Source organism: Streptomyces sp. NPDC059256 (assembly GCF_042753785.1).
Classification (GTDB): domain Bacteria; phylum Actinomycetota; class Actinomycetes; order Streptomycetales; family Streptomycetaceae; genus Streptomyces.
In genome coordinates, this window is the sequence record NZ_JBHYZO010000035.1 from 24,917 (window position 1) to 49,231 (window position 24,315).

Consider the following 24,315-nt stretch of genomic DNA (forward strand, 5'->3'; position numbering starts at 1 on the left):
AGCCGGCGGCATCATTTTTGTGCGCGGAACGCCTGGCCCGGTGGTGCTTGACTGGCTCTGAGCGGGGCTCCCCGGGCCGGCGCGGATTCCCGTCGTTGGGCGGCTGTGGGCACCTCTGGGCGGACTCTTGCTGACTTTGCTGACGATTCGTCAGTCGAAATATCGGCACGCACGGGCTGTTCCGGGAGTTGGTTAGGCATTTGCAGATGCGATGGCTAACGGATGCTGCTGACCTCGTGGTGGCGCGGGGCACTGAGGCGGAGTCGAGGTGCAAGCATCGAGGGTGTTTCGTGTAGGGATCTCACAAGTGTGATCGTTGGTCCGTCCAGCACCATCGTGCGCAATAAGCGGGTCAAGGAGTCGGGCAGGGACAGGTTCTGGGAGCCCACCTGGACCTGGCCGACCGACCACAAGGCCGTACTCAGCACCTTTAGGGTGACCACACGCTGAGCAGGCGCACCTCGGTCAGGCTTGTCTCCCGTGGGCGGCGTCTGCCACGGGAGGCAGGGTGGCGAGCTCCGCACCGATGAGTGCGTGGGCGGGACTGTCGGGCAGAGGCCGGATTCACTACGCCGACGTTGCCCATGCCGTGCATCGGCCTCGTCCTCTCACGGCCCCGGTCCCGCCCCAACACATCGCTCACACCGCCAGCTCCTCGTCCTCGGTGTATCCGGATGCCTGAATCGTGAAGAGCCGGGCGTACTCGCCCCCCAGGGAGATGAGTTCAGCATGGCTACCGCACTCCTTGACCCTTCCTTCCGCGAGCACCACGATGCGATCGGCCCGGCGTGCGGTGCCCAGCCTGTGCGAGATCAGCAGACTGGTCGTACCCTCCCGGTAGGCCCGCAGCCGCTCATGCAACTGCTGCTCCGCAGCGGCGTCCAGACCCGTCGTGGGTTCGTCCAGGATGAGAAGGTCGCGACCTTCACGCAGCATCGCGCGGGCCAGGGCGAGGCGCTGCCATTGCCCGCCGGACAGTGCCACTCCCGCCGAGGGCTTGCCCGTCTCCTCGTCGTCCGGTTCGGGGAACGTACGGGAGAGCAACGTGTCGTAGCCGCGCGGTAGTTCAGCGATGAAGTCATGGGCGCCCGCGCGGCGCGCCGCACCGGCTATGCGCTCGGGGGAGCCGAGGTGTGGCAGGTCGCCGATGCCGATGTTGTCCGTCGCCGACAGGTCGTAGTCCACCCGGTCTTGGAACACCGCGCTGATCCGCTCCCGCAACGCGGCCGGGTCCAGCTCGCGGATGTCCGTGCCATCCCACCGGACGGCACCCTCCGTCGGGTCGTACAGCCGGCACAGCAGCTTGACCAGGGTCGACTTCCCAGCGCCGTTCAGGCCGATCAGCGCCACCGACTCGCCGCGGCCGATCGTCAGGCTCACCCCCCGTAGCACCCAAGGCCCGTCGTCCTGATAGCGGAACCACACGTCGTCCAACTCGATGCAGCCGGACAGCGGGTGCACGGGAACGGGATCGGTTCGCACCGGCAGGTCGGTGGGGAGCCGGTTGATGTCAACGTAGTGACGGAATGTCAGCAAGCCATGGTATCCGCTGGTCACATGGCCTATGGTGGCGGACAGTGCACCTTGCACCCCTGCCGTCGCCGCAAGGTAGGCGGACACGTCCCCCACACTGAACCGCCCGGACAGCGCGTCGTGCACCAACCACGCAAGACCACCCGCGGCGATCAGTGCACCCAGCGCGGCCGGCGGTGTCTGGAGGGCCAACTCCGAGCGCTCATAACGCTCTTCAGCGGAGTTGATCTCCCGGGTCTCCGTGTTCATCCGGCCGAGCAGGAACCCACCGGCCCCGAACAGCCGCACCTCCTTCGCCGCGGACAGATCCAGCATCAGCGCCTGGTAGAAGAGTTGGCGCCGATTGCGCGGACTGATCGTCCACGTCAGCACCGCCTGCCGCCGGGTGAGTGATATCTGAGCCAGCAAGGCCGGCACGGCGGCGGCGACCGTCACCGCCGTCAGCCAGGGGGAGACCCCGGCGAGGACCGCCACCATTCCCACGATTGCGATGGTCTGCTGTACGAGGCCGAACAGCGCGCCCGTGATCTGGTGGGGTGCGCTGACCGCCGACTCCTGAGCCAGTCGCAAACGGTCCAGGAACTGCGGGTTCTCGAACCGTGAGAGGCCGACGAACTCGTTCACCTTGCCGTAGAGCCGCCGCTGGGCCAGGTAGACGATGCCGCGCTGGAGCCTGGCCTGGGTGTAGTTCGATGCGAACGGGAGGACGACCATCAGCGCCGTCACCGCGCCGATTCCCACGGCCAGCACCTCTGGGGACGGTCCGTCGGCCTCCCGCCCCTGGGAGAGTGCGTCGAACAGCCACTTTGTGAGCAAAGTGACCGCGACCGGCAACAGCCCCTGGGCGATGGTCAGCAGCACATGGCAGATGACGGTGACGGGCCCTGCGCGCCAGGTCAGTGCCAGGGCCGCCGCCGCGCTGGTGACCGTACCCCGCAGACCGCCCAGCCGGTGCACCTCGGTCTCCTGGCCTCCGCTCACGCCGGAAGCTGGTCCAACACCGGGTGGGTGCCGGCCTCGGCATAGGTGACGGTGCCGTCCGCGTCGACCATGACCACGGTGGGTGTGGCCTGAATCAGGTACCGGGTGTGCAGTGGACCCGAGGACTCCTCCAGGACCACCCCGGCCACCCCGGCCAGGGAGGCGGCCATGGAGCGTGCCGCCGTCTCGTCGCCGGCGATCACCACCACCATCTGCTCGGCATCCATTCCGGTCCGTCGGGCGAACTCGGGCAGGTCCCCGGCCGCCGCGACACAGGCGGGGCAGTCGGTCGTCAGGAACGTCAGCGCTGCTTCACGGCCGCGCAGGGCGTCCGATGTGATCGGCGAGCCGTCGATGGCGACTGCGCTGAGCGTGGGCAGCGGCTCACCCACCGGGGGCCCGGACTGCATGTTTCCTTGGCTTGCGTACTCCTTCTTGCGCTCGTCCTCGTGGCGCCGGAGTCGTCGGATGACGGCGAGGACCAACACCAGGTTGAGCGCGGTGACAGCGCCGAGGAGCAGCAGCCCCAGTGACAGGTAGACCATGTCCATTTCCCTTTCGTCGCAGGCAAGTCGGAGATCCTTCGGCGGGAGTGCCGAAGGGTTACGGGGAAAGCAGTAGGTCGACGATGTCGTCGAAGAAGGCGGTGACTGCTGTGATCACCACGGCTGTCAGTACGCAGAGGACGATGGCGGGTGGTGCGGGCGTTGTCCCCGAGACGGCACCGCTTCCCCACAGCCCCACGACCGCCAGACCCAGCAGGGGCGCGTTGCGGGCGATATGGCGGCGGCCCAGCCGTGCGGTGGGCCGACCGAAGCAGGCGCACGACACCTCGGTGTGAGTGACGGTGGCGACGATGGCGATCGCGGTGAAGCCCGCGGCCAGTGCGACGGCGGCTATGAGCCCGAACCGAGCCACTTCCTTGGGACCGAGCAGTGCGAACCCGGTGGTGGCCTCCACCGCGATCAGGGCGACGGCCAAGGGCCGCGCGAGGCGGCGGACACCGTGGCCGCTGCGACGCAGGAGCCCGTCCACCATGGCCTGCGTGTCGCTGAAGGCCCGGGTCTTCGCCACCGCGGACAGCAGGAGGACCCCGGCGAGCGCGAGCCGCGCCGTGAGGACCGCGTACATCATGTTTCCTCCTCCGCCAGCACTCGGGTGGTGAACTGGCGCTGTGGGAGCGCCAAGGGGATGGGGAGGGGCTTCGGATGGGTGAGGCCCGACCTGGACGGGCCGTCCGCCAGAGGGAGGAGTGGACCTGCCCGCAGTCCGTCCGTGCACACTTCACGGCGTTTGCCGGACGGAAGGGTCTTGGGAGAGCGCCGGCTTCGGCTGATGCCGGGACCGCGGCCCGTGGCTGGGACACTGCGGGTGACGGCGCCTTTGCCGGGCCTGGTGGTGGCTGTCTGCTTGACCGATGAGGAGAGCGTCCCCAGGGCTTTGGCGAGGAGAGCCAGGGCCCGAACCCACTGGCGCACCGAGTGGGTGCCGCAGCAGACGGAACAATGACCCTCCTCGTTGGAATCAGCTACGGCGTTGCTGCGGACTCATCAACACAGGCCGCAGTATGTCCACGGGCTGCAGTAGCGAACAGGGCAGGCACTGCCACCCCAGTAGCAGCATCGGGCGTTGTACTTGTGCTGCGAGCAACTGCTCAGTTCTTGACTGCTGCTCATGCACTGGCCGCTTGGGCAGTTGCCCTGGCACGGATTTGTCGGACCTGAGGCCGATGCTTCGGTCTCGGGTACCAGTTTGCCGAGCAGGGTGTCGCCGAGTCGGTTTAGGAACTTCATGGTTCGCCTCTTCTCGTCGGTCGTCGGTGCACTAGGCGGTTCTGGTAACCCGGTTCCTGCCCGGGGGCCTACGGCAGCAAGAATCTCGCTCCTCCCCAGCCAGGGGCGCCGTGGCCACCCGGAACGCACCTTGGGAGTAGATCACTCACTCCGGACCATCACAACGCGCCTATCAGCCAATGCGGCTGAAGATGAGGTAGAAACTGTTGTTTAATCACATCTCTGGTGGGGCAGGTGGTGCGGAAAGAGAGAGCTCGCCTTGTGTCGCTCTCGTACCGGCGTTTTCGAGTGATCCGACAACACAGCAAGGTGCCGTCGCCGTCGTCGCACGCCGAGCACCGCGTAGGGGTCCCTGGCCGCTGCGGCACGTCGGACGAGCAGCCATCATGCGCTCCCACCCTGTGGGCAGACGGGGCTGTGCCCTCGATCCGGGAGGTACAACGACCTCTCGGTCATGGTGAAGTCCCGGTGGAGCGCCCGACATATCTTGCGCATCGCTTCGTCCGGGCTGAGCAGGGATACATCCCACAGCCGTACGATGCCGTCGTCGCCTGCGGTGGCAAGAGTGCGCCCGTCAGGGCTGAACACCACCGAGAGGACACCGCCCGTGTAGCCGGGGAAGGTGTTGCTGCGCGTTTGACCGGTGGCCACGTCCCACAGGCGCACCGCTCGACCCTCACCTTCGTTGAAGGAGCCCGCACCGGTGGCAAGAGTGCGTCCGTCGGGGCTGAACGCGACCGAGAAGCCGCCACCGGTGTGGCCGAGGAAGGTGTTGCTGCGTGTCCGGCCGGTTGCCACGTCCCATGACCACACTGCCCAGTCCTCACCCTCTGCCCCGACGGCGAGGGTTTGGCCATCAGGGCTGAACGTCACCGACGCAACGTCATCGCTGTGGCCCGTGAGAGTGTGCCGGACAGTCCTCGATGCCACATCCCACAACCGCACGGTTGTGTCGAAGCTGGCGGTGGCAAGAGTACGGCCGTCCGGGCTGAACGCCACCGAGAAGACACCGGTGTATCCGGTGAGAGTGTGCCGAACTCTGCTCGACGCCATATCCCAGAGCCGCGTGACACCTTCAACGCTTGCCATGGCGAGGGTACGCCCGTCGGGACTGTACGCCACCGAAGCAACACCGCCCCGATGCCCGGTGAGGGTGTGCCGGACAAATACTCTTGCCCCTCCGCGACGTTCTCGATTTCGAGTCGAGAAGGGGCGGGTGTCGGGACTGAAGCTGTTTCACACAACGAGCGGAAGCGTGGCCGAGGTCGCGCCTCGTCTGGCCGAGCGCGAGGCGGACGTGCAGGACCTTGTCGAGGCGCACATGGAGACGATGCTGGGGGTGCGGTTCCTGGCGAGCGAGTACAGCACTGGGCCATTGCACGGTGGGCGGATCGATTCGTTGGGCCTGAACGAGAACGGTGCGTCGGTGGTCGTGGAGTACAGGCGGGCGACGGACGCGGGGGTGATTCACCAGGGGTTGTTCTATCTGGCCTGGTTGATGGATCACCGGGACGAGTTTCAGCGCTTGGTGCGGGACCGGCTCGGTTCGGAGGCGGCCGGGCAGATCCTGTGGAGTGCGCCGAGGGTGATCTGTGTGGCCGGCGATTTCACCCGCTACGACGTGCACGCTGTGCGGGAGCATCGGCGCAGTATCGATCTGGTCCGCTACCGCATGTACGGCGATGAGTACATCGCGTTGGAGACGGTTGCGTCGGTGGCGGGGCACGCCACGGTGCCCCGTCGGCGGCAGGGTGCCGTTCGGGGGTCCGGAGCTGTACCGGCGGGTGTGCTGCGGGAGCTGGCCGAGGCGGTGGACGAGGTACTGCTCGGTCTGGGGGCCGATGTGGTCCCGGTGCACCGAAAGAAGTACCGCGCCTACCAGCGGCTGCGGAACGTCGCCTGTGTCCCCCCGGCTCAGCAGACGAAGGTCCTCGCCTACGTGAGGCTGCTCCCGAAGGAGGTGGACCTCGTGCCCGGCTTCACCCGGGATGTGACCGGGCTCGGGCACCACGGTTCGGGCGACCTGGAGGTCCAACTCCGCTCGGAGCGTGATCTGGAGCGGGCGGTGGACTTGTTCCGTCTGGCGTACGCCGCGGCGTAGCGCTCGGGCCGGCGTACTCGCGGCTGATTGTGCGGTCGTGGTTGCTGCTTCCTTCGGAAGAAGTGGGCAGGGCGTGGCGGTGGAGTAATCAATAGTCCAGGGGTTTTCCGGTTTCGCGAACCGGGGAACCCCTGCTATCTTCCGCCGTCCCCGGCACTGGTTTTGGGCTTGTGGCTACTGGTGGGGCAGGTCCTGGGGGCGGATGGCCAGGTAGGTCTCGGGGGTGGTGGCTTCGAGGGCGTCGGGATCGAGGTCGAATCGCGGCGTGGTAACCATGCGGTGCGCCCAGGGCAGTTCGTAGTCCCGAAGGTAGGCGTTGCGGAGCCGGCGCTGGACGCGGGGCCGAGCTTCTTCCTGGCGCTCTCGGTACTCGCGCCGCACTGCCCCGGAGTATTGGGCGAGGTCTTCCTCGTCCAGGGCGGTGCGGGCCGCTCGGTCCTCGGCACGCAGACCAGGGGTCCGTTCGGCGATCTCCCGGTCGGCGCGGAACAGCTCCTCGCACGCGCTGTAGAGGCGCCCGGACATCCCGAGAGTGACCTCAGTGCCCGGGACACGGCCGGTGAGGAAGCTCTCCAGCCCCACTTCGCGAACGATGTCGTCCTCGTGATCGTCGATCTCACGTAGGTGGTGTCGGCGCTCCCGGGTGGCGTGGTCGTCTTCCATGAGGGTGAGGCGGCCGGTGGTGCGGCGGCGCTCGGCCCGGTCCCGGGCGACGGGGACGAGGCGGAGCCGGGAGGGGGAGGACTGCCACAGGGATCGCAGGGCGAGGTAGGGGAGCATCTGGGAGCGGGCGACGGCAAGGAGGCTGCTGCCGGTGGCGTCCGCGTCGAGCACGTCCTCGGCGGACTGCGACCCGTCGTACGGTGAGTCCTGGGTGCCGATGCCAGCGTTGGCGGGTGGGGTTCCGGGGTGGTGCTCGTGGCGGATGATGACAAACACGTCGTTCTTAGCGTGCACCCCGCGCCGAAGGTTGGCTCCGCACAGCACGGCCCGGTGATCGACCCCGTACGGGTGCACGACCGCGCATCCTCCCACCACTTGTTCCCAGCCGCGGTCGAGGCGGTCGGGGGTGAGTGTGCCGCCCTTGGCCTCGACGAGCCAGTAGCAGTCCTCTGCGGCGTGTGTGCCCCACAGGTCGGGACGCGGGTTCTTCTGGCCCTTGACCTTCTTGCCCTGGGCGGGATCCACGATGTTTGGCGGCCAGCCGCTCTCCACGTCCCAGGTCTCACCCAACCCCATGAGCGAGCGGCAGGCCCATTCGGCGAAGGTCATGCCCAGCCGGTAGGAGAAGGCGCCGAAGGCACTGGCTTCCGACTTCTCCAGGACGATGTTCGCGGTCAACCGCCGTCCGGCGCCGTGATCGTGGAGGACCGGGGCGGGGTGGAGGTCCAGATAGGAGTCGAGGGGGGAGATGCGGGCGGCTATCTCCCGGACGGCGTAGTCCGGCTTGTCGAGCCAGGGGGTGAAGTCCCTGCCCACACTGATCGCGGCTTTCAGGATCTCCCGCCAGGTCGTGGTGGGCAGGTACCAGCCGTCCTTGGGCGGAAAGCCCGCACCGGGCCACTCGGCGTGGTCCGCACGGCGCCACTGTCCTCTCGTTCGCCCGCCGGGTCCGTCACGGAAGAGGACGGGCACGTCGATGGCGTCCAAATAGCGGGGCTGCTTGTGGTTGCTGCTGTTCGTCGCTGGCACGGAAACACTGTGCCAGCCCGCAGTGCTGGTCGGACCCGCTGGGTCGGGCGTCTGGGCTCGTCGGCAGTCGGCTCTGTCGACCGGGGCCTTTAGGGTGCCCGGCCAGAGCCGCCCCCGGTGCGCAGAGGGTCCGGTGGGTGAACAAGGTCTGATCTGTGCTCACCGGCTTTCCCGCTGCTGACGCCCCGTCCCGAGGCGGCTGGCAGTCCGGGCGGGAGTGGCCCCGGTCGGGCTCGCTGTCCGCTGTGGATCTGCCGCTGGGACGGGCATTTGTGGTGATGTCGTCTCCGTCGGCACATCGCCGCCCCTGCCCGTCTCACATTCCTTCATTCCACCAGTGCCTCACGTTGCCGGGCGGGGCCTCGACGCAGGGAGGTCTCAGTAACGGCCAGTGGAGTGTCGAGGGGCTTTGGCCTCCCGCTGGAAGTCCGATCAGGCAGCTGTCACTCTGGTATCGCTCCTGAGGTGGGCGTGACACTCTGCTGGCGGGTTCTAGTCCAAGGTGAGGCTGCCGTCGGCCAGCGATCTGTGAATGTACGGGGGCCAGTCGGCGTGCAGTTGTGTCGCGAAGGCATCGCGCACGGCCTGGCGTTCTTCAGCGGTGAGGATCTCGGAGTTGCGATTGGTGTAGTACACGCGGGCGACGCGGGCGGTGTCGATCAGATGCCGGTAGGCCCGCCGGTTGATCGTCAGGTACAGCAAGAGGAGGGGCTCCTCGGGAATGTCGGTTAGGGCGCGTTCCCAGTCAATGCCCAGCGATACCCATGACAGTCCCTTCTCCCATTCCAGCCAGCGGGTGACGTCTGTAAAGAAGATGATCTCCTGGTCCGGGTGCTCGTCCGCGTACTCCTGCGTCCAGGCCAGCACGCCCAGTATGTGGTCGGGCAGCGCCTCTAAAGTTCTTCCGGCTATCAGGGGTGGGGCGATGACGACCGCGGCTTCGGCCTGCGGCTCGTCGCGGGCGTCCTCGGGCCAGGGCAGGGCGTAGACGAGCCAGTGCTCGGGGTGGCACAGGGTGTTGACGATCTCGGTATCGGGCATGCGCTTCGCCTCCTTGGTGAGTTCGGGGACTCTAGCCCAACACGCGGACGCACCTGTACCCGTTCAGGAAGCGGCGGACTCCCTCCCGAAGCGGAGATTCACGGCCCTGGGCGCTGGAGCACTACCGCGATTGGCACCGTGCGGCGAGATCGTCGGGACTGGTAGTCCTCGGCGCAGCGTTGAGACGGGGATCGATGAGTTGGCCCACCAGCGCTCAACGGACAGGCGTACTTCTGGGCGCCTCCTTGGGGCGGATGTATCCCGGGTGGGCACGCTTCAATCCGCCGGTCAGCGAACGAGAGTTCGGAGTGTGCCCCTGGTAGCGGTGCCCGAGTCCCGGGGCGAGAGAGCAGACGCCTTGAGAGGAGGGTCAGCATTCAGTCTTCCGGCCCTCTGGCCTGGCGTTTCATCTGTACCTGACGATCGGTGAGGGGATGGAGACCTCGACGTGATGGGGCGGCTGTTGCTGTCGGCGGACAGTGCCACTGAGGGCCGTGGGCCGTCCGTCTTCTTGGCCTAGAGGCAACCGCCCATGGGCTGCGATGAGCGTCTGGTCGGCCTTGGGCGTGGGCTGCGCCTTCTGGGCGGCAGGTTGGGTGGAATGTGTGCGGTCCTGCCGCAGATGAGCCCGCGGCGCGGGAGTCAGCCGAAGGTGATGGCGAATGCTTGGATTCCGGGTGTGATGCTGAGTTCTAGCGAGGCTTGGCGGGGTGTGTCACGGTTTGTGAGGCGGTGGAGGGTGGGTGTGCCGCTGATGCGTAGTGGCTTGGTGGGTTTGCCGGATCTCCTGGTGTGGTGTTTCGGTGTTCTCCGGCATCCGCGCTCGCCAGGGAAATATGACAACTGTTGTCGTATCTTCCTGGAGAGCCTGTTTCTCATGAAGTTCGACCGGTTCCTCTCGATCGGCAGGCTGCTCCAAACGCCAGGTCTCGTCCATCGGCCGAACTCGCCCGGCGCCTCGATGTTTTCGTACGCACCATCCACCGACATCGAGTCGCTGTTCGCCCCGGAGTCCCCGTCTGCACCGAGCGGGGGCGCAACGGAAGCGCCGCGCTCCCGCCCGGCTCCGCGCCGGTGCCACTGGCTTGACCGAGAACGAGTTCCGCCCTGTTCGCCATGGACTCCGGCAGGCGTGTGTCCCGCGGTTGAGTGTGCCTCCTGGATCCTCTTTTTCGACCGGAGTCGGAGTAGTGGCACCGATAGTCGGCTCAGGCTCCCAGCCGCGCCATATCTGGGCGGTCGGTCAGCTCTGCTGGAGAACGGTCAGGGGGTTTCGGGGAAGCACGGTGTGTGTGCGGTGAGTTCGGCGCTGGCGTTCCAGAGGCGGCCCGCGAGAGCCGTGTCGTAGGAGATCCGCGCGGTGCGGACCGGGTTCCCCTTGCGGCCGAAGAAGACGCCGTTGTCGGTGTCGAGACGGTTGGCTCCCGCCAGGGCGACCGAAGCCCGTGCGCCGTTGTCGGCACTGGTGCGCAGAGCCGCGAACATGCTGTAGGGGAAGGGTGGGCGCATGGAGGTGCGCACGAAGCCCGGTTCGACGGCGACGGCGCTCACTCCACCCGGACCGCCGACGCCATCCGCCTCCAGGCGACGGGCCAGTTCATAGGTGAACAGGACGTTGGCGAGCTTGGACTGGTTGTAGGAGCGCTGTTGTGCCTATCCACGGGTGCTCTGCAGGTCGTCGAGATCGATACGGCCCATGGCCTGGGCGGCCGAGCTGACCGTGATCACACGGGCGGGGGAGGAGGCGCGCAAGGTCGGCAGGAGCAGGTGGGTGAGTAGAAAGGGGGCGAGGTGGTTGATTGCGAGGGTTTCCTCCAGTCCATCGGCGGTCTCGCGACGGTGGGGGTTGATGACTCCCGCGTTGTTGACGAGGACGTGCAACCTGTCATGGTCGGCGATGACGGCTCGGGCGAGCTGGTGTATTGAGTGCTGCGAGGACAGGTCGGCCAGGCGGACCTCCACCGCGGGGTTGCCCGTGGCGTCGGTGATCTCCCGGCGCACGGCCTCCCCGCGGTCATGGTCGCGGGCGACCAGGATGACAGTGGCGCCACGGCCGGCCAGCGCCTCCGCGGTCGCCCGGCCGATGCCGCTGGTCGCCCCGGTGATAAGGACCTTGCGCCCCGTGAGGGCTGGTCCAGTGCGGTCATCCTTCATCCAGGACTCCTAAGAAGTAGTTGTATTGCAACTATCATTGCTCTAGATATAGTTGTCAAACAACCACCATCTGACTATCGTGAGGGCATGGACGACGCATCACCCCAGGACGATCTGGTGCCCTTGGCCTATCGGCTCACGGAGCGGCTCACGGCGCACTACTTCGCGCGTATCGCCGAGTTCGGGCTCTCCCGATCCGAGGCCAAAGCCCTCATCACCCTCCAGCCGGGCGAGGCGCTGCTGATCGGCAAGGTCGCCGAACTACTTTGGGCCGACCGCTCCAACACCACCCATCTGATCAACCGGCTGGCCGGCCGGGGACTGGTCGAGCGTCGGGCGGGCAGCGCCGCAGGGCTTACCGACGGGCGGGCCCGGGCCATTGTCCTTACCTCTCAGGGGGAGAAACTGCGCCGGGACCTGTTGGAGCGCACGGCCGAGGCCAATCCCGTGTACGGAGACCTCTCCCCTCGCGAACTACACCAACTGCGCGAACTCCTGAGCCGTCTCGACCAACATGCGCGGGCGCAGTAGCGACCGAACGCGGCAGTGGGGTCTCCGCGTCGGGAGACCGGACTCGGGCCGATGCGGCCTGGGGCGGGAGCGGAGTCAGCCGGGTGCACATTGGAGACCGTGGAAGAAGCGATCACTCGCACCGTGCGGGTGCTCTGGGTATGGTCGCGGCTGACAGATGCCGCTGATGGGCAATCTGTTGGATCGGTGCAGGTGCCCACTCCGATCTGCTCGATGGTGCTGTCGCTCCGGTTGGTGAAGTGGGAGAAGACGGTGGTGTGGGCTGGGAAGCCGTGCGGCAGGTAGCGCGAGGCGATCCCGGTGCGGTTGACGTAGAGGATCACGTTCATGACCTCCTTCAGGGCCGGTGGCCTTGCCGCACAAGTTGGGGAGGTCGTCTGCCGCTCCGCCCGCCACGCGGTCAAGTCCGGTTCCATTTCCGGCCTGGCGATCAGCACCGCCGACCCCCATGACCAGACCCGACACCAATCCAGCCCTGCACCCCAAAAAAACACTACCTCTGCAACAGGCTCTACTGACTGTTTCAGGGACCCAGCGGCGGAGGTCGGGACCTGTCGCCGCTGACGGACGGGCGTCGCCGCCGCAGGATGGCCGCGAGTGCGCAGAGCGCGAGCGCCGCCCCGATGGCGACGAGATGCTCCTTGCCCGCCATGTTGGGTTTGACGATGACCTCGATGACCATCACGAGGATCACCAGTGCCCCGGTGAGCCACGCGCGCAGGGCCACACAGACACAGACCGCGAGCCCGGCGACCGCCGCCGACGGTCCGGTGTCGACGACCTGCGCGTCCGAGACCGGCAGACCGAAGGCGCTGTCAGGGCCGATGGCGATCCCGAACCGCGCGCAGAACGTCCCGGTGAGGGTGCAGACATAGGCGACGAGCAGGGTCCGCGGACGCCCCAAGCAGATCTCCGCGATGCCGAATACCAGCAGCACCTGCGCCAGCGCGCCCCACAGAGGCAGGCTGGGTGCGGGCACGAAGAGTGAGAGCGGGGTGCGGAGCAGGGCGAGCCAGATAGGGTCCTGGGCTCGGACGAACCCGACGTCCTGGACAAAGCCCCGACCCCAGCTCTGGTTCTGGACAATCTGAAGGAGCGCGATCAGACAGACCGAGGCGAGCGTCAGGGGGATGGCCCGCCACCCCCGGGTGGCCAGGGCCGTCTGTACTGCCCCATACAGCGGTCCCCATTCACGTCTGGCGAAGGAGGTCGCCGTGTTCAACGGCGGGTTTCCAGATGTCTGTGGTGTAGCCACTTCGGCAGTCCGGGCGCCTCCAGGAAGCCCTCGGCGCGGGCGCTCGCAATGCCGATCCGCAGCAGGTCGGTGCTCTGGGCGTAGAGCAGGAAACGGGGTTCCCAGATGGGCCGGTACTTGGCGTTGGCGCGGTAGAGCGACTCAATCTGCCACCAGCGGGAGAAGAAGGTCAGCAGCGAGCGCCACATCCGCAGCACCGGACCGGCTCCGAGCCGTGAACCGCGTTCGAAGACCGCGCGGAACATCGCGAAGTTCAGCGAGAGTTGGGTGAATCCGAGGTCATCAGCGCGCTGGATCAGCTCCAGCACCATGAACTCGAACAGACCGTTGTCCGAGTCTCGGTCACGCCGCATCAGATCCAGGGAGAGTCCTTCGGTACCCCACGGGACAAAACTCAGCAGAGCCCGCGGCTGTCCTTCGCTATCTCGGCAGACCATCATCATGCAACGCCCGTCCTGCGGGTCGCCGAGACGACCCAGTGCCATGGAGAATCCGCGCTCGGTCACCCCGTCGCGCCAGCCGTCAGCCAGTGCGATCACCTGGGCCATCTCATGCGACGGTAGGTCCTCGTGACGGCTGACACCAACGCTGTACCCGGCACGTTCTACACGACGGTGCGCCTGGCGAACACTCCGCATGGCGCGACCCTCAAGAGTGAACTCGTCCGTGTCGACGATCGCCTCGTCGCCCAGTTCCAACGCATTCAGACCGTGCCGGGCGTAGCTGATGCCGCCCTCTTCGCTCGCCCCGATCACGGAGGGCGTCCAGCCGTGTTCACGGGCCTGGACCAGCCAGCGGTCGATCGCTCCCGGCCATGCCTCCGGGTCTCCGATGGGATCGCCGGAAGCGAGCGAGACGCCGCCGACCACTCGGTAGGTGACGGCGGCCTTGCCCGAAGGCGACCAGATGACGCTTTTGTCGCGGCGCAGGGCGAAGTAGCCGAGCGAGTCCCGGTCACCGTGACGCTCTAGGAGGTCCCGCAACCGCTCCTCGTCGTTCGTGCTGAGTGGGTCAACGGCGCGGCGGGACCTGAAGGCCGCGTACAGGACCAGCAGGATCAGCGCGGTACTGATCAGGTTGATGAGCACATTGGCCCAGCCCGGGGTGACGATGCCCTCAACGTGGATGTCGTCGTAGGCAAGCGAGAACATGCGGAGCACACCGTAGTGCCAACGGTCCAGGAAGCCTGAGCGTCCGGGGTCCGAGTCGGTGTTGGTTACGGTGACCATGGCGGCTGCGAGCAGTGAGCCCGCCGCCAGCCCTACCGCACCGACCACGGTCGCCAGTTTCGGGTTGGACCGGTCACCTTTCGCGTAGAACTCTCGCCGCCCGACGAGCAGGACGGCGACGAAGAGCGCGGTCAGTAGGACCGCGACCCAGTTCTGAGCGTGCCGCCGGTAGACCGGCAATCCCAAAGCCAAAGCGGTCAGCACCAGCGTCAGCCCGGCCAGAGCGAGATTGAGGATCCAGGCGGCGCGTTTGTGCCGCCGCATAGTGATCGCCAGGAACAGGGCGAGGGAGCCCGAAAAGAACCCGGCGGTCAGCAGATAGGGCGTGAAGAACTCGTCGTCATTGTGCCGTCGGATGTCATTTCCGAGTGTCACCCACACAGCGCCGAGGAAGTTGATGAACGAAATGACGCGCAGATACCAGACCGCGAAGAAGTACGAGCGCCGTGGCCACTCGCTGCGATCCCCACCCGGCTGCGGACTCGGTCGGACGCGCCCCATGTGAGCGACCTTAGGGGGCGCAGGGCTCTCGCACGCGATCCGTCAGCGCGCTGAACGGGTGGAGTTTCCACCCGGAAACAGGTACACGCGAAGCGCCACTGTAGGAACCCTTCGCCGATCGCACATGTCGGGACCGCACTTCATCCATTGCCAAAGATGATGCCGAACCAGCCGGTTGGTCCACCAGAAACTCTCCCAGTTCCACCGGAAGCTCGATTTCAGACATAGCCCATAGTTGACTCTTACTGAGAGGCAACAGCCGGCACAGCAGCACGAGTATCAGGCATCTGTCCTTGCCCGAACCGGCACTGAGCCACATCAACGCCGGGACCACACCCCTGACGGCGCCAAGCACTCAAGGGCAACATTGTCATCGAGGCCGGGTACCGCACACGCAGTTCGACGGAGAACGTCCGACTGTCATGTCGGTCCCCCTGTATCGAACTCCCATCGGCCACACTGCGCGAGGTGAGGGATACACAGGGCAGCCAGCCGGCGGAGCAAACCGGTCCACCCGGTCCGTCCGCCCAGTCGCCAGGTCTGGGCGCGGAGCAGTTACGCGCGCTGCGCCGGCTCGGGCGGGAGTGGGGTCGGGTGTCGGCGGCTCCCACTGTGTGGCATCGCGCCCTACCTGTCGATCCGGACCTGGGGAGGTTTCCGTCCCCGGCCGAGATCCAGTCGGCCCGGTTTGGACGTCTGGTGGAGATCTCCAGGTTGGGGTCGACCTCCGGGGAGGGGACCGACACCGACGAACTCCCACCCGGCAGGCTGGACCGCACGGGGGTGCGCGCCCGGCGGGTGCTGTTGGGTGCCGCGCTGAAGAGTTCGGCGGTCGTCACCGAGCGAATGCGCAAGCTGCTGGCGCTACCCGTGCTCTCAGCCGACGCCCTTTCCTCGGTCGCCTACGGCCCGGAGGCGATGCTCGCGGTCCTCGTACTGGCTGGTTCGGCGGGGCTGGCCTACTCGTTCCCCGTCGCAGGGGCGATCGTGTTTCTCATGCTGGCAGTCGGGCTCTCGTACCGTCAGACGATTCGGGCCTATCCACACGGCGGCGGCTCCTACATCGTCGCCAGTGACAACTTGGGCCGGGTGCCGGGGCTGGTGGCAGCCGCTGGGCTGATGACGGACTACGTCCTTACGGTCGCGGTGTCGATCGCTTCGGGGGTGGCGGCGATCACTTCGGCGATTCCGTCGGTGGCCTCCGCCACCGTGCCCATCGGTGTGGGGGTGATCGTCCTTCTTCTCGCAGGGAATTTACGGGGCGTCCGTCAGGCCGGGACACTGTTCGCCGCCCCGACCTACGTCTTCATCACCGCCATGTTCGCACTGGTCGTCTTCGGTCTGGCCGACGCTGCCGACCGGGGTTTCGAGCCGCGTCCGACCCCGACACTGCCAGTCGCCGAATCGGTGGGCCTGCTCTTGATCATGCGAGCCTTCTCCTCCGGTGCCACCGCGATGACCGGCATCGAAGCGATCTCCAACGCTGTGCCCGCCTTCAAGCCCGTCGAGTGGCGCAACGCCCGTACCACGCTCACCTGGATGGTGGGGCTGCTGATCAGCATGTTCGCCGGCATCGTCGTGCTCACCCACTTCGCTGGGGTGGTACCCAATGCCCAGGAAACCGTGCTGTCCCAACTCGCGCACCTCAGCTTCGGGTCGGGCTGGATGTACGTCGTCGTCCAGGCGGCAACGGCTGCGGTCCTCATCCTGGCCGCCAACACCGCCTACAACGACTTCCCCCGGGTGTTGTCCCTGCTCGCCCGCGACGAATACGCCCCCCGCGTCTTCCTGCGCCTCGGTGACCGGCTCGCCTACAGCAACGGGATCATCCTGCTCTCGCTGGCCGCAGCGCTGGTGTTCGTCGCGTTCGACGGCCTGACCTCAGCACTGATCCCGCTGTACGCTGTCGGGGTCTTCCTCGCCTTCACGCTCTCGCAGGCCGGAATGGTCGTCCACTGGTGGTACCTACGCAACAGCCACTGGCGCAAGAGCCTGCTCTTCAACGCGGTCGGCTGCCTACTCTCCGCCCTGGTCTTCGTCACCGCTGGCATCAGCAAGTTCACTTCGGGAGCATGGGTAGCGGTTGTCGCCGTCGGACTGTTCCTCATCGTGACGCTGCGGATCCAGCGTCACTACCAGGCCGCCCGTGCGGCCTTGCGACTACATCCGCACACCGTGGAACTACCCAGAGGCGCCGCGGCGGGACCACTACCCAGCAAAGGGCCTTCTACCAGGGGTGGGCAGGACGAGCCCGGCTCCACCGAGAACGGAGAGGACCAGTCGATTCCCGAGGAGATCCGGCATCTCTCGATCGTCGCCGTCTCGACCCTCGACCTCGCTGGCATGCGCGCCCTGGCCTATGCCGCCTCACTCCAACAGCCCGTGCTCGCCCTCCACATCAGCGTCACTGAGGAGGAAGCCCAACGCTTCCGCGACTACTGGACCCTCTGGGGCAACCATCTGCCGCTGGAAATCGTCCTTTCTCCCTACCGCGCCACTGTCGCCCCCCTCGTCCACTACATCGAGGCACTCCACCACCAACACCCCGATCTCACTCTGACGGTGATCCTCCCCGAGATCGTCGCCCGCCACCGTCGCCATCAACTCCTCCACAGCCGCACCGCAGCGCGCTTGCGTCGCGCACTGCGCCCCCTTCCCAAGATCGTCATCACCAGCGTGCCCTTCCATCTGCCCTGAGGGGCCGCTCCGCGCAAGCTCCTGTCCGCACACGTTGTACAACCAGCCCAGCGTGCACAGCGGCGCCCGTCGGCCTGAGCAGACAGAGGATATTTAAGGGTTTCTGGGCAATGACCCGGTGTGTCGGTTGAGTCTGTCCGGTACACCAGAAGATCCTCCAGAAATCGATCGACGACCGGAAAGAGGTTTCGGTGGAGTGGAGAAGGCGCCGACGGAACTGGTCGCCCCGTACGCTGCCGGTCGCGACGGTGCTCGTAGTGGCGGCTCTGCTGGTGTCCGCTTGCTCGCCCGCATCCAATTTCAGTCCCCTTCCCGGCACGGCGGATGTGTCATCCCACTCGGCCGCCTCCACGAAGGACCCGCGGCAGTGTCGGCGCACCCTGGTGGGTGTGGCCCATCCCGACGACGATCTGTTCTTCCTGAGTCCGGAGGTCAGGCAGATCGTTCGCGCCGGCTGCCGAGTCGACACCGTGTATCTGACCGCAGGCGACGGCGGCAAGAAGAACCGGGTCAAGGCACGGGAATACGTGGACCGCAGGGAGTACGGAGTACGGGCGGCCTATGCGGAGATGGCGGAGGCAGCCAACCGCTGGAAGCGGGCGGACGTGATGGCGGACGGCCTGCGTGTCAGGTCCTACAAGCTCGCGGACAAGGCCCGAGTCGCCGATGTGCGACTGACGTTCTTGGACCTCCACGATGGCCTTCCGCAGGGTCAGGAGTCGAACAGTCTCCTCCAGTTGTTCGAGGGCAGGAGGAAACAAATCCAGACCTTTCAGAACACCGAAAGCTACACGGAGAGCCGACTGCTCGCGGTCGTGTCCGCGCTAGTGCGGCTGAGCAAAGCGGTACGCATTCTGACCATGGACCACGACCATGCGTCATTCGCCTTCGGACTCGGTGGCGGTGTCGACCACAGTGACCACGGCATCGGCAGTCGGTACTTCCGCAGGGTGGGGTATGCGCTCGGAGTTCCGGTGTCGTCCTACCTCGGCTACACCATGTCCTCCTTGAAGGCCAACCTCAGCCCCGCAGCATCCGCGGAGAAGGACGAGGTGGCGCGTTGGTATCTCGCCAACCGAAAATGCCGTGCCACCGGAACATGCGCGAGCGTCACCCCCTACCGGGGCACGCTCCAGCGGGATTGGAGCCTATGGATCCACCGGCAGTACCAACAGGTCCATAGAGCTCCGCGCACTGGCGAGATCCTCGGAGATATCGGCCGCACTACGTACTTCACCGGAAGGGACCCGGCACAGTGCCTCCACGCCACCAACCGTCCACAGCGCAACGGGACGGTCAGCATCCAAGCCTGTGACGGATCTAACGCACAAAAATGGGACAAGAGGAACGACAGGACCATCAGACCACAGCTTGACCGCGACTCCTGCCTCACCGCGCTCACGTCAACCGTTGGCCTGCGACGGTGCAATCGCGATGACGGGAGCCAGAAGTGGACCCGAGAACCGTGGAAAAGCACCACCTGGAAACGTACGGCTTGGCAGATCTCCAACGGCAAAGGAAGCTGCCTCTACCAGAACGACCGTGCACTGCCCGCCCGCTGGGACGACCAACACCGCAAGAGCCCCGAACTAAGACTCTCCAGCTGCGGCACGCAACGCCAGCCCGAACTCTACTGGCGATGGCGCAGCTAAGCGGCCCTACCCACTCCACACCCCTGGTCGCTCCGGAGATCATTCCAGGGTGCGGGCCGAAACGCAGCCCTTGTCGCTTGTGCCGGGCCTATGTCAATAAGCGCTGGTCCAGGTGCTACAGCCGTATGCGAGACCGCAGACGACACTTCGACCTGCCAACACAGCGAATTTAGGCACAGGATTGGTCGGCTGGTCTTGCCCACATGGGGCCTGCAGGACGTTGATCTCCGGCCCATCCGCTGGGTGCTCACAGTCGAGTCGTGGCCGTAGGCGGCTCTCATCGGGGACGCCGGCGTGCGAAAGAGCCACCGGCTCGGCGACAGCAGCAGGCGTCAACGAACGATGGGACAGGGCATGTACGGGTACTGGCATACAGATCACTGGACGAAGTAGCGGTTCAGCTCCGTTGGCCTTCAGTCGCACCTCGTGGACGCGGCAGCCAGTGGTGCAAAAGGGATGTGTTCCCAGCGCCGCGATCTCTAGGAGACGGTGATCGGGTTGTCTCGGCGCGGTGCGTCGAGGTCGACGACGCGTCAGTCTTGGAGGAAACGCTTGCTCGCCGGGCCGACGCCGAAGGAGTCAGCGAAGCGAAAATCGCGCGCCTGACAGGACACTTGCGAACCTCGAACCGCAAAGACCTCGGACGTGGCGTTGGGATTTCGCACAACACGGTGCTCGGAACGGGGTTCGGACCGGTCTGGGCGAGTAGGCGATCCGCCCGGTCGGAGGTTCTTCCTGGTGGGGGGAATCCAGGTTGCGGTAGGCAGCCGACGGGTCGCGAAGGTATCCCTGTCCGGTGCAGGAAGACACGGACGATTCACGCGACGATGGACCGGTGATCAATACTGGAGCGAACGACCTCGGCGGGTTTCTGCGCAGTCGGCGTGAACGCCTGACACCGGATGTGGCAGGCATAGCCCCCGGAATCACCCATCGGCGAGTGCCGGGACTGCGCAGGGAAGAGTTGGCCGAACTCGCCGGTGTCAGCGCCGGCTACTACACCCGACTTGAGCAGGGAGCCAGCAGCAGTGCCTCTCCTGCGGTCATTGACGCGCTGGCTGCCGCGCTGCGGTTGGACCGGGCTGAGCACGAACACCTGCGCATGCTCGCGGCTCCGAGACGGCCCACTCGCTCTCCTTCCCGCAGAAGCCGGTTGAGGCCCTCGGTACGTGAACTGCTCGCCGCCATCCCGGGAACACCGGCGATCGTGATCGACCATCGCGCCGACATCCTGGCGTGGAACCGCCTCGGCCACGCTCTGCTAGCCGGCCACATCGACGTCGACGCGCCCAACACACGGAACCGGCCGAACGTCGCCCGCATGCTGTTCCTCGATCCCCACCACCGTGCGCTGTACTGCGAATGGTCTGCCAAAGCACAGATCACGGTCGCGGCTCTACGCCAAGCGTGCGCGCGGCACCCGGCCGACCGCGGGCTCGAACGACGCGTTGGCGAACTCGTAGCACAGAGCTCGGAGTTCGCCCGGTTGTGGGCGCGGCGCCCCGTCCGAACCTGCTCGTACTATGTGCGCCAACTGGAGCATCCCGTTGTCGGGCGGGTGACGCTGGCGAACGAGACGGTCACCCTGCCCGACGATGATCAGCAGATCGGCCTCTTCTACGCGCGCCCTGGCACCCCGGACGCCGACGCTCTCACCTTGCTGACACAGAGCCTCGACCCGTGGCCCGCTCCAGAAGGCCTGTCACGGAGGGAAAACGCATCATGAGGATCATTGTGGTCGGCGGTGCGGGCACCATCGGGAGGCGACTGGTAACCGCTCTCCGATCCCACGGCCATGACGTTGTCGTGGCCGGACGCACCTCGGGCGATGTTCACGTCGATCTGGTCTCGCACGCATCCATAGAGACCATGTACCGTGAGATCGGGGCGGTCGACAGCGTTGTGAGTGTCGCGGCGCACGGTCTGCTCGATGAGTTCGGCACGCTGACACCGGAAGCGTTGTACGAGAACATGCGGGCCAAGTTCTTCGGGCAGGCCGATCTCGTCCTCACGGGCCAGCATCACTGCGCCGACGGTGCGTCCTTCACTCTGACATCCGGCATCTTCGCAGATCAGGCCTGGCCGCATGTCACCGGTGGCGGCGTCATCAGCGGCTCCCTGCACAGCTTCGCCCTGTCTGCGGCGATCGAGCTACCACGGGGTATGCGAATCAATGTGGTCAGCCCCACGATGATCGGCGATTCCACGGATGCATTCGCCGAACACTTCCCGGGCATGCGCTCGGTACCGATGGATGAACTCGTCGATCACTACCTGCACTGTGTCGAAGGCGACAACACCGGCCGGATCATCCGGGCGTATGGGTGACCCGGGCCGCTCAACTCTGTTGTGGAGCCTGACAAACGTGGCTCCACAAGCCAGGAATCCTGGCTCGTCATCGACGGCGCCCTGCCCGCCGCCGGAACCGCGGTACGCATCGACCCCGACGGCACCTGCCACCTCCAGCGCAACGGCTGGACGGCCACCATCGGCGCACGATCAGACCCATCACAACGCGGTGGCCAGGACTGCCTTCCTAGCAGAGGCCCGGGAGCGCGGGTAACCGCTTCAGTGGACAAGGACTCGAACCGTCCGCCGCCGTGTCCACCTTGTCGGCCAAGGGCCGACGGCGACCCCGGGGGACAGCCACCGCGCGCACGGTGACAGCACCGTCCGCGGCCATCGCCTCCGGCATGACCGCGGACGCGAGGCCCGGGGCGGTGCGCAGCGAAGAAGTCTGTGCGCCATGGCCCCCAGGGCAGCACCGCGCAGACTCCGCTGCCTTCCCTGAGGAGACGGAGACCGCCTTTCCCGAGTTGGGCTCCCGCGCATGAACAGCGCGAACTCTCACGCCGTCAGGTTCCTCGGCGAGTTCCGGGCGCTCCAGCACGGCCGGTCAGATGGGCCTTCGCTCCGGGCTGCCGTGCGTGGCCACCCAGGGCGGGACGAGGAGCGTCAACCCTTGCCACCACAGGATCTCTCGTTTACGACATCCTGAGTTCAGGCCGAGAGCTGATCGACGGGCTGCACCTACTCATCGATGGGCAATGGTTCTGGTACTCGGACCTGGCCTATTACACCGAGCGGTACCACGTCGCGTTGGACGCGCGGTTTCGTCCAGCACGGGCAAGACCAGAACTGAACCGCACCCCCGCTGGCCCCTGCTGAACTCCTTTAGGTCGAAGAGACCCTGGCCTGCCCAGGCATCGCTCTCATCCCATTTGCACTGCTGATCGGATAGGTACTCCACGACCTGGCTGCGGTTGTACCACCACTCCCGGACCGTTTTCGGTGTCCACCGAGAGTCGCCGTCACAGCCGTACCCGAGGAAAGGGTCGTTGTCTGCCACCTCGATTAGCAGGGCCGTGTCCGCAGTGTTTTGGGTTGGCGATAGACGTACTCGCTGAGGTGCTTGCCTCCATAGAGGACATGGGCGGGTGCCCAGAGCCGTCCCGTCCAGCAGGTGTCCGTCTCCCTGCCGTAGGAGGGCCCGGGGACGTTGAGCCACAGTTGGTCCTCCCAACGGCCCCGAAAGGCATCGCGGTCGTTGCCGAGGATGGCCAACGGGTCGAAGTAGAGCGTCATCTGCGGAGACTGGGGCATCTGTTCGAGCGGAACGACGGGCGGCCGATGGGAAGGCGACTGCCTGGGCCCCCTGGGCTCACGCACCCGCCGTTTGACTCTTCACCTCATGGGATGTCTGTCAACTCAGCGTGTTGAGAACCTCAGGAGGCTATGAGGGTCCTGGCCAGGAGCACAGCCCGATCACCGGCATCGGCCCGGCGCCGATCAGGGCTTCCGCGAAGTCCTTTCACCTCTGGTGAAGGCGGCGAGTCCGGTGTCGAAATCGGTGGAGGAAGGGACGAACAAGACGGTCTCGTCCTGGGCCACGTAGACCTTGCCGCCGCCGCGGACGGGCTGCACGACGCACACTCCCGCGCCGTCCGGCAGCACGACGACATTCGGTTCCGGTCCCCGCCCGGGATCGCCAAGGAACGCCTTGCCGATCCCGGCCAGATACTCCTTGCGGGACACCGGCACCCTGCCGCGCCCACCTGCCGTGGCGGGAGGCTGTGGCGGAGCCAGGTCCGCCACAGCCGGTGCGTGGTCCGGGTCCCTGCAAGTGCATGAACGCACCGGCCAGGCTCGCGGGCCGTCCACGCCCTGCTCCGGGAAGCAGAAGACTTCTCCGCTGTCGATGTGGAACTGCCCGAGGCACGCCGGTCCGCCCGCTGCCGGCGGATTGCACACGAGGCCCCGCCCGCAGTGAGCGCATCGCAGCGCTCCGCTCTGTTCTTCCGTCGTTGCCACGGCCCCGTCCTCAGCTTCCGTTGCTACCGCGGGCGGCGAGGATCTCCCACTTGCCCGGCGTGGTGATGGTGCCGTCGTCCACGGCCACGCTTCAGCTGGGGTAGCAGGTCGCTCATTCAGCGACCGGACGTCGAAGAGCCCGTCCTCGCCGTCCCAGGCCGGTGCGCAGTGCCGGTAGATCTCCAGCCCGGCATCGAAGCACAGCGATTCGACACCGGCGAACATCCTCTCACTGATCTTCAGCGCCTTGAAGTCAGCACGTGACTCGTCGAGAACCGTCTACTTCTACGACCACAGCGGCCAGATGAACAAGAAGGAGTCCCAGAGCGTCACCGTCGGGCTCTCCACCAACGCTCGGGAGGTCGAGACCACCACCGGCATCTCCGTCACCGCCGAGACCGGAGCGAAGTACAAAGGCTTCTCCGCATCCCTCAGCTACCAGCTGCGCACCTGTGTGGCCGCCGAGTCCACCCAGTCCAGCAGCCGCACCGTCACCGTCGAGCGGGACTCCCCGGCCAATGGCAGGCGCCTGGCCCAGAGCATCTGGTTCCGCGCCGACCGCCACGTCCTGGAACGGACCGACGGAACAAGGTCATGGACGGGGAAACCACCACCGACCAGGACACGATCGACAGCGTCCACCTCGCCGCCACCGGCTGACCGACCTCCCGCCAGCGGGCGAGGAGTCCGGAGCCACCCTGTCCGCAGGGCGGGCGGTCCCTTGACGCCGTCGATGTCAGTGGCCCGCACTAGGGCGTGTTGGAAGTTCGGATCATGTGGCTGAGACGATGTGCTTCAGCCACATGATTGATCCTCGGAGGTGAAGTCCTGCCTCGAAGCTCTC

19 protein-coding genes and 1 pseudogene are annotated in these 24,315 nt (G+C 66.4%); 7 read left to right on the forward strand and 13 right to left on the reverse strand.

The features are described 5' to 3' along the window. Positions 1-639: 639 nt before the first annotated feature. From ACFXJL_RS33820 to ACFXJL_RS33835, 4 genes are all read right to left on the reverse strand, one after another. Positions 640-2,514 carry an ABC transporter ATP-binding protein gene (locus ACFXJL_RS33820; protein ID WP_384699113.1) on the reverse strand — a complete coding sequence of 625 codons (1,875 nt, stop codon included), beginning with the start codon at positions 2,512-2,514 and terminating at the stop codon, positions 640-642. Then, positions 2,511-3,059: a redoxin family protein gene (locus ACFXJL_RS33825; RefSeq protein WP_358881123.1), complete on the reverse strand. Its 549-nt coding sequence runs from the start codon at positions 3,057-3,059 to the stop codon at positions 2,511-2,513. The genes ACFXJL_RS33820 and ACFXJL_RS33825 overlap by 4 nt, the downstream gene beginning before the upstream one ends. Before the next feature lie 58 nt (positions 3,060-3,117). Continuing rightward, positions 3,118-3,648: a MauE/DoxX family redox-associated membrane protein gene (locus tag ACFXJL_RS33830; RefSeq protein ID WP_358881122.1), complete on the reverse strand. Its 531-nt coding sequence runs from the start codon at positions 3,646-3,648 to the stop codon at positions 3,118-3,120. 1,043 nt (positions 3,649-4,691) lie between these two features. Next, positions 4,692-5,429: a WD40 repeat domain-containing protein gene (locus ACFXJL_RS33835; protein ID WP_384699117.1), complete on the reverse strand. Its 738-nt coding sequence runs from the start codon at positions 5,427-5,429 to the stop codon at positions 4,692-4,694. Between the two features lie 94 nt (positions 5,430-5,523). Here ACFXJL_RS33835 and ACFXJL_RS33840 point away from each other — a divergent pair, with 94 nt between their 5' ends. Continuing rightward, positions 5,524-6,408 (forward strand): transporter, encoded by an 885-nt coding sequence (locus ACFXJL_RS33840; protein WP_384699120.1) that lies wholly within the window; start codon positions 5,524-5,526, stop codon positions 6,406-6,408. Between the two features lie 174 nt (positions 6,409-6,582). On the opposite strand, the gene ACFXJL_RS33845 is transcribed toward ACFXJL_RS33840, so the two are convergent. The 4 genes from ACFXJL_RS33845 to ACFXJL_RS33860 form a co-directional block, all read right to left on the reverse strand. Then, positions 6,583-8,100 (reverse strand): gamma-glutamyltransferase, encoded by a 1,518-nt coding sequence (locus tag ACFXJL_RS33845; RefSeq protein ID WP_384699123.1) that lies wholly within the window; start codon positions 8,098-8,100, stop codon positions 6,583-6,585. 492 nt (positions 8,101-8,592) lie between these two features. Beyond that, entirely contained in the window at positions 8,593-9,141 is a 549-nt protein-coding gene (locus tag ACFXJL_RS33850) for a hypothetical protein (protein WP_384699125.1), read from the reverse strand. A 1,263-nt stretch (positions 9,142-10,404) separates the two neighbouring features. Next, positions 10,405-10,692: a hypothetical protein gene (locus tag ACFXJL_RS33855; RefSeq protein WP_384699128.1), complete on the reverse strand. Its 288-nt coding sequence runs from the start codon at positions 10,690-10,692 to the stop codon at positions 10,405-10,407. A 102-nt stretch (positions 10,693-10,794) separates the two neighbouring features. Further along, a complete protein-coding gene (locus ACFXJL_RS33860; RefSeq protein WP_384699131.1) occupies positions 10,795-11,295 on the reverse strand; it encodes an SDR family NAD(P)-dependent oxidoreductase in 501 nt (166 codons plus the stop codon). Between the two features lie 87 nt (positions 11,296-11,382). Between ACFXJL_RS33860 and ACFXJL_RS33865 the strand changes: the two genes are divergently transcribed. Beyond that, positions 11,383-11,826, forward strand: coding sequence for a MarR family winged helix-turn-helix transcriptional regulator (locus tag ACFXJL_RS33865; protein ID WP_384699134.1), 444 nt, complete (start codon positions 11,383-11,385; stop codon positions 11,824-11,826). 523 nt (positions 11,827-12,349) lie between these two features. Here ACFXJL_RS33865 and ACFXJL_RS33870 read toward each other — a convergent pair. Together ACFXJL_RS33870 and ACFXJL_RS33875 are read right to left on the reverse strand one after the other, a co-directional pair. Further along, a complete protein-coding gene (locus ACFXJL_RS33870; RefSeq protein WP_384699137.1) occupies positions 12,350-13,048 on the reverse strand; it encodes a hypothetical protein in 699 nt (232 codons plus the stop codon). After that, positions 13,045-14,811, reverse strand: coding sequence for a phosphatidylglycerol lysyltransferase domain-containing protein (locus tag ACFXJL_RS33875; protein WP_384699139.1), 1,767 nt, complete (start codon positions 14,809-14,811; stop codon positions 13,045-13,047). The genes ACFXJL_RS33870 and ACFXJL_RS33875 overlap by 4 nt, the downstream gene beginning before the upstream one ends. Before the next feature lie 468 nt (positions 14,812-15,279). Between ACFXJL_RS33875 and ACFXJL_RS33880 the strand changes: the two genes are divergently transcribed. The 4 genes from ACFXJL_RS33880 (at position 15,280) to ACFXJL_RS33895 (ending at position 21,488) form a co-directional block, all read left to right on the forward strand. Further along, positions 15,280-17,508, forward strand: coding sequence for an APC family permease (locus tag ACFXJL_RS33880; RefSeq protein ID WP_384699142.1), 2,229 nt, complete (start codon positions 15,280-15,282; stop codon positions 17,506-17,508). A gap of 389 nt (positions 17,509-17,897) precedes the next feature. After that, the gene (locus tag ACFXJL_RS33885; protein WP_384644788.1) at positions 17,898-19,160 is read left to right on the forward strand and encodes a ricin-type beta-trefoil lectin domain protein; all 1,263 of its coding nucleotides are present in this window, start codon (positions 17,898-17,900) and stop codon (positions 19,158-19,160) included. A gap of 835 nt (positions 19,161-19,995) precedes the next feature. Then, positions 19,996-20,886: a helix-turn-helix transcriptional regulator gene (locus tag ACFXJL_RS33890; RefSeq protein ID WP_384699146.1), complete on the forward strand. Its 891-nt coding sequence runs from the start codon at positions 19,996-19,998 to the stop codon at positions 20,884-20,886. Further along, complete coding sequence (locus tag ACFXJL_RS33895) at positions 20,883-21,488, forward strand: short chain dehydrogenase (protein ID WP_384699155.1); 606 nt, start codon at positions 20,883-20,885, stop codon at positions 21,486-21,488. Before ACFXJL_RS33890 ends, ACFXJL_RS33895 begins: the two co-directional genes overlap by 4 nt. A gap of 1,026 nt (positions 21,489-22,514) precedes the next feature. Here the strand turns inward: ACFXJL_RS33895 and ACFXJL_RS33900 are convergent. The 3 genes and pseudogenes from ACFXJL_RS33900 to ACFXJL_RS33910 form a co-directional block, all read right to left on the reverse strand. Next, complete coding sequence (locus ACFXJL_RS33900; RefSeq protein ID WP_384699149.1) at positions 22,515-22,763, reverse strand: hypothetical protein; 249 nt, start codon at positions 22,761-22,763, stop codon at positions 22,515-22,517. Between the two features lie 186 nt (positions 22,764-22,949). Further along, positions 22,950-23,195 carry a hypothetical protein gene (locus ACFXJL_RS33905; protein WP_384644952.1) on the reverse strand — a complete coding sequence of 82 codons (246 nt, stop codon included), beginning with the start codon at positions 23,193-23,195 and terminating at the stop codon, positions 22,950-22,952. 447 nt (positions 23,196-23,642) lie between these two features. Then, positions 23,643-23,696 (reverse strand): annotated as a pseudogene (locus ACFXJL_RS33910) (hypothetical protein); the annotation flags it as partial. A gap of 22 nt (positions 23,697-23,718) precedes the next feature. Between ACFXJL_RS33910 and ACFXJL_RS33915 the strand changes: the two are divergent. Further along, complete coding sequence (locus ACFXJL_RS33915) at positions 23,719-24,255, forward strand: hypothetical protein (RefSeq protein WP_384699152.1); 537 nt, start codon at positions 23,719-23,721, stop codon at positions 24,253-24,255. The last annotated feature ends 60 nt before the right edge of the window (positions 24,256-24,315 follow it).

Bases quoted from the DNA above. Each gene is read 5' to 3' on its own strand.
- ACFXJL_RS33825 (WP_358881123.1), bottom strand. From the start codon at position 3,059: ATGGTCTACCTGTCACTGGGGCTGCTGCTCCTCGGCGCTGTCACCGCG.
- ACFXJL_RS33830 (WP_358881122.1), bottom strand. From the start codon at position 3,648: ATGATGTACGCGGTCCTCACGGCGCGGCTCGCGCTCGCCGGGGTCCTC.
- ACFXJL_RS33850 (WP_384699125.1), bottom strand. From the start codon at position 9,141: ATGCCCGATACCGAGATCGTCAACACCCTGTGCCACCCCGAGCACTGG.
- ACFXJL_RS33860 (WP_384699131.1), bottom strand. From the start codon at position 11,295: ATGAAGGATGACCGCACTGGACCAGCCCTCACGGGGCGCAAGGTCCTT.
- ACFXJL_RS33865 (WP_384699134.1), top strand. From the start codon at position 11,383: ATGGACGACGCATCACCCCAGGACGATCTGGTGCCCTTGGCCTATCGG.
- ACFXJL_RS33875 (WP_384699139.1), bottom strand. From the start codon at position 14,811: ATGGGGCGCGTCCGACCGAGTCCGCAGCCGGGTGGGGATCGCAGCGAG.
- ACFXJL_RS33895 (WP_384699155.1), top strand. From the start codon at position 20,883: ATGAGGATCATTGTGGTCGGCGGTGCGGGCACCATCGGGAGGCGACTG.
- ACFXJL_RS33900 (WP_384699149.1), bottom strand. From the start codon at position 22,763: ATGCCCCAGTCTCCGCAGATGACGCTCTACTTCGACCCGTTGGCCATC.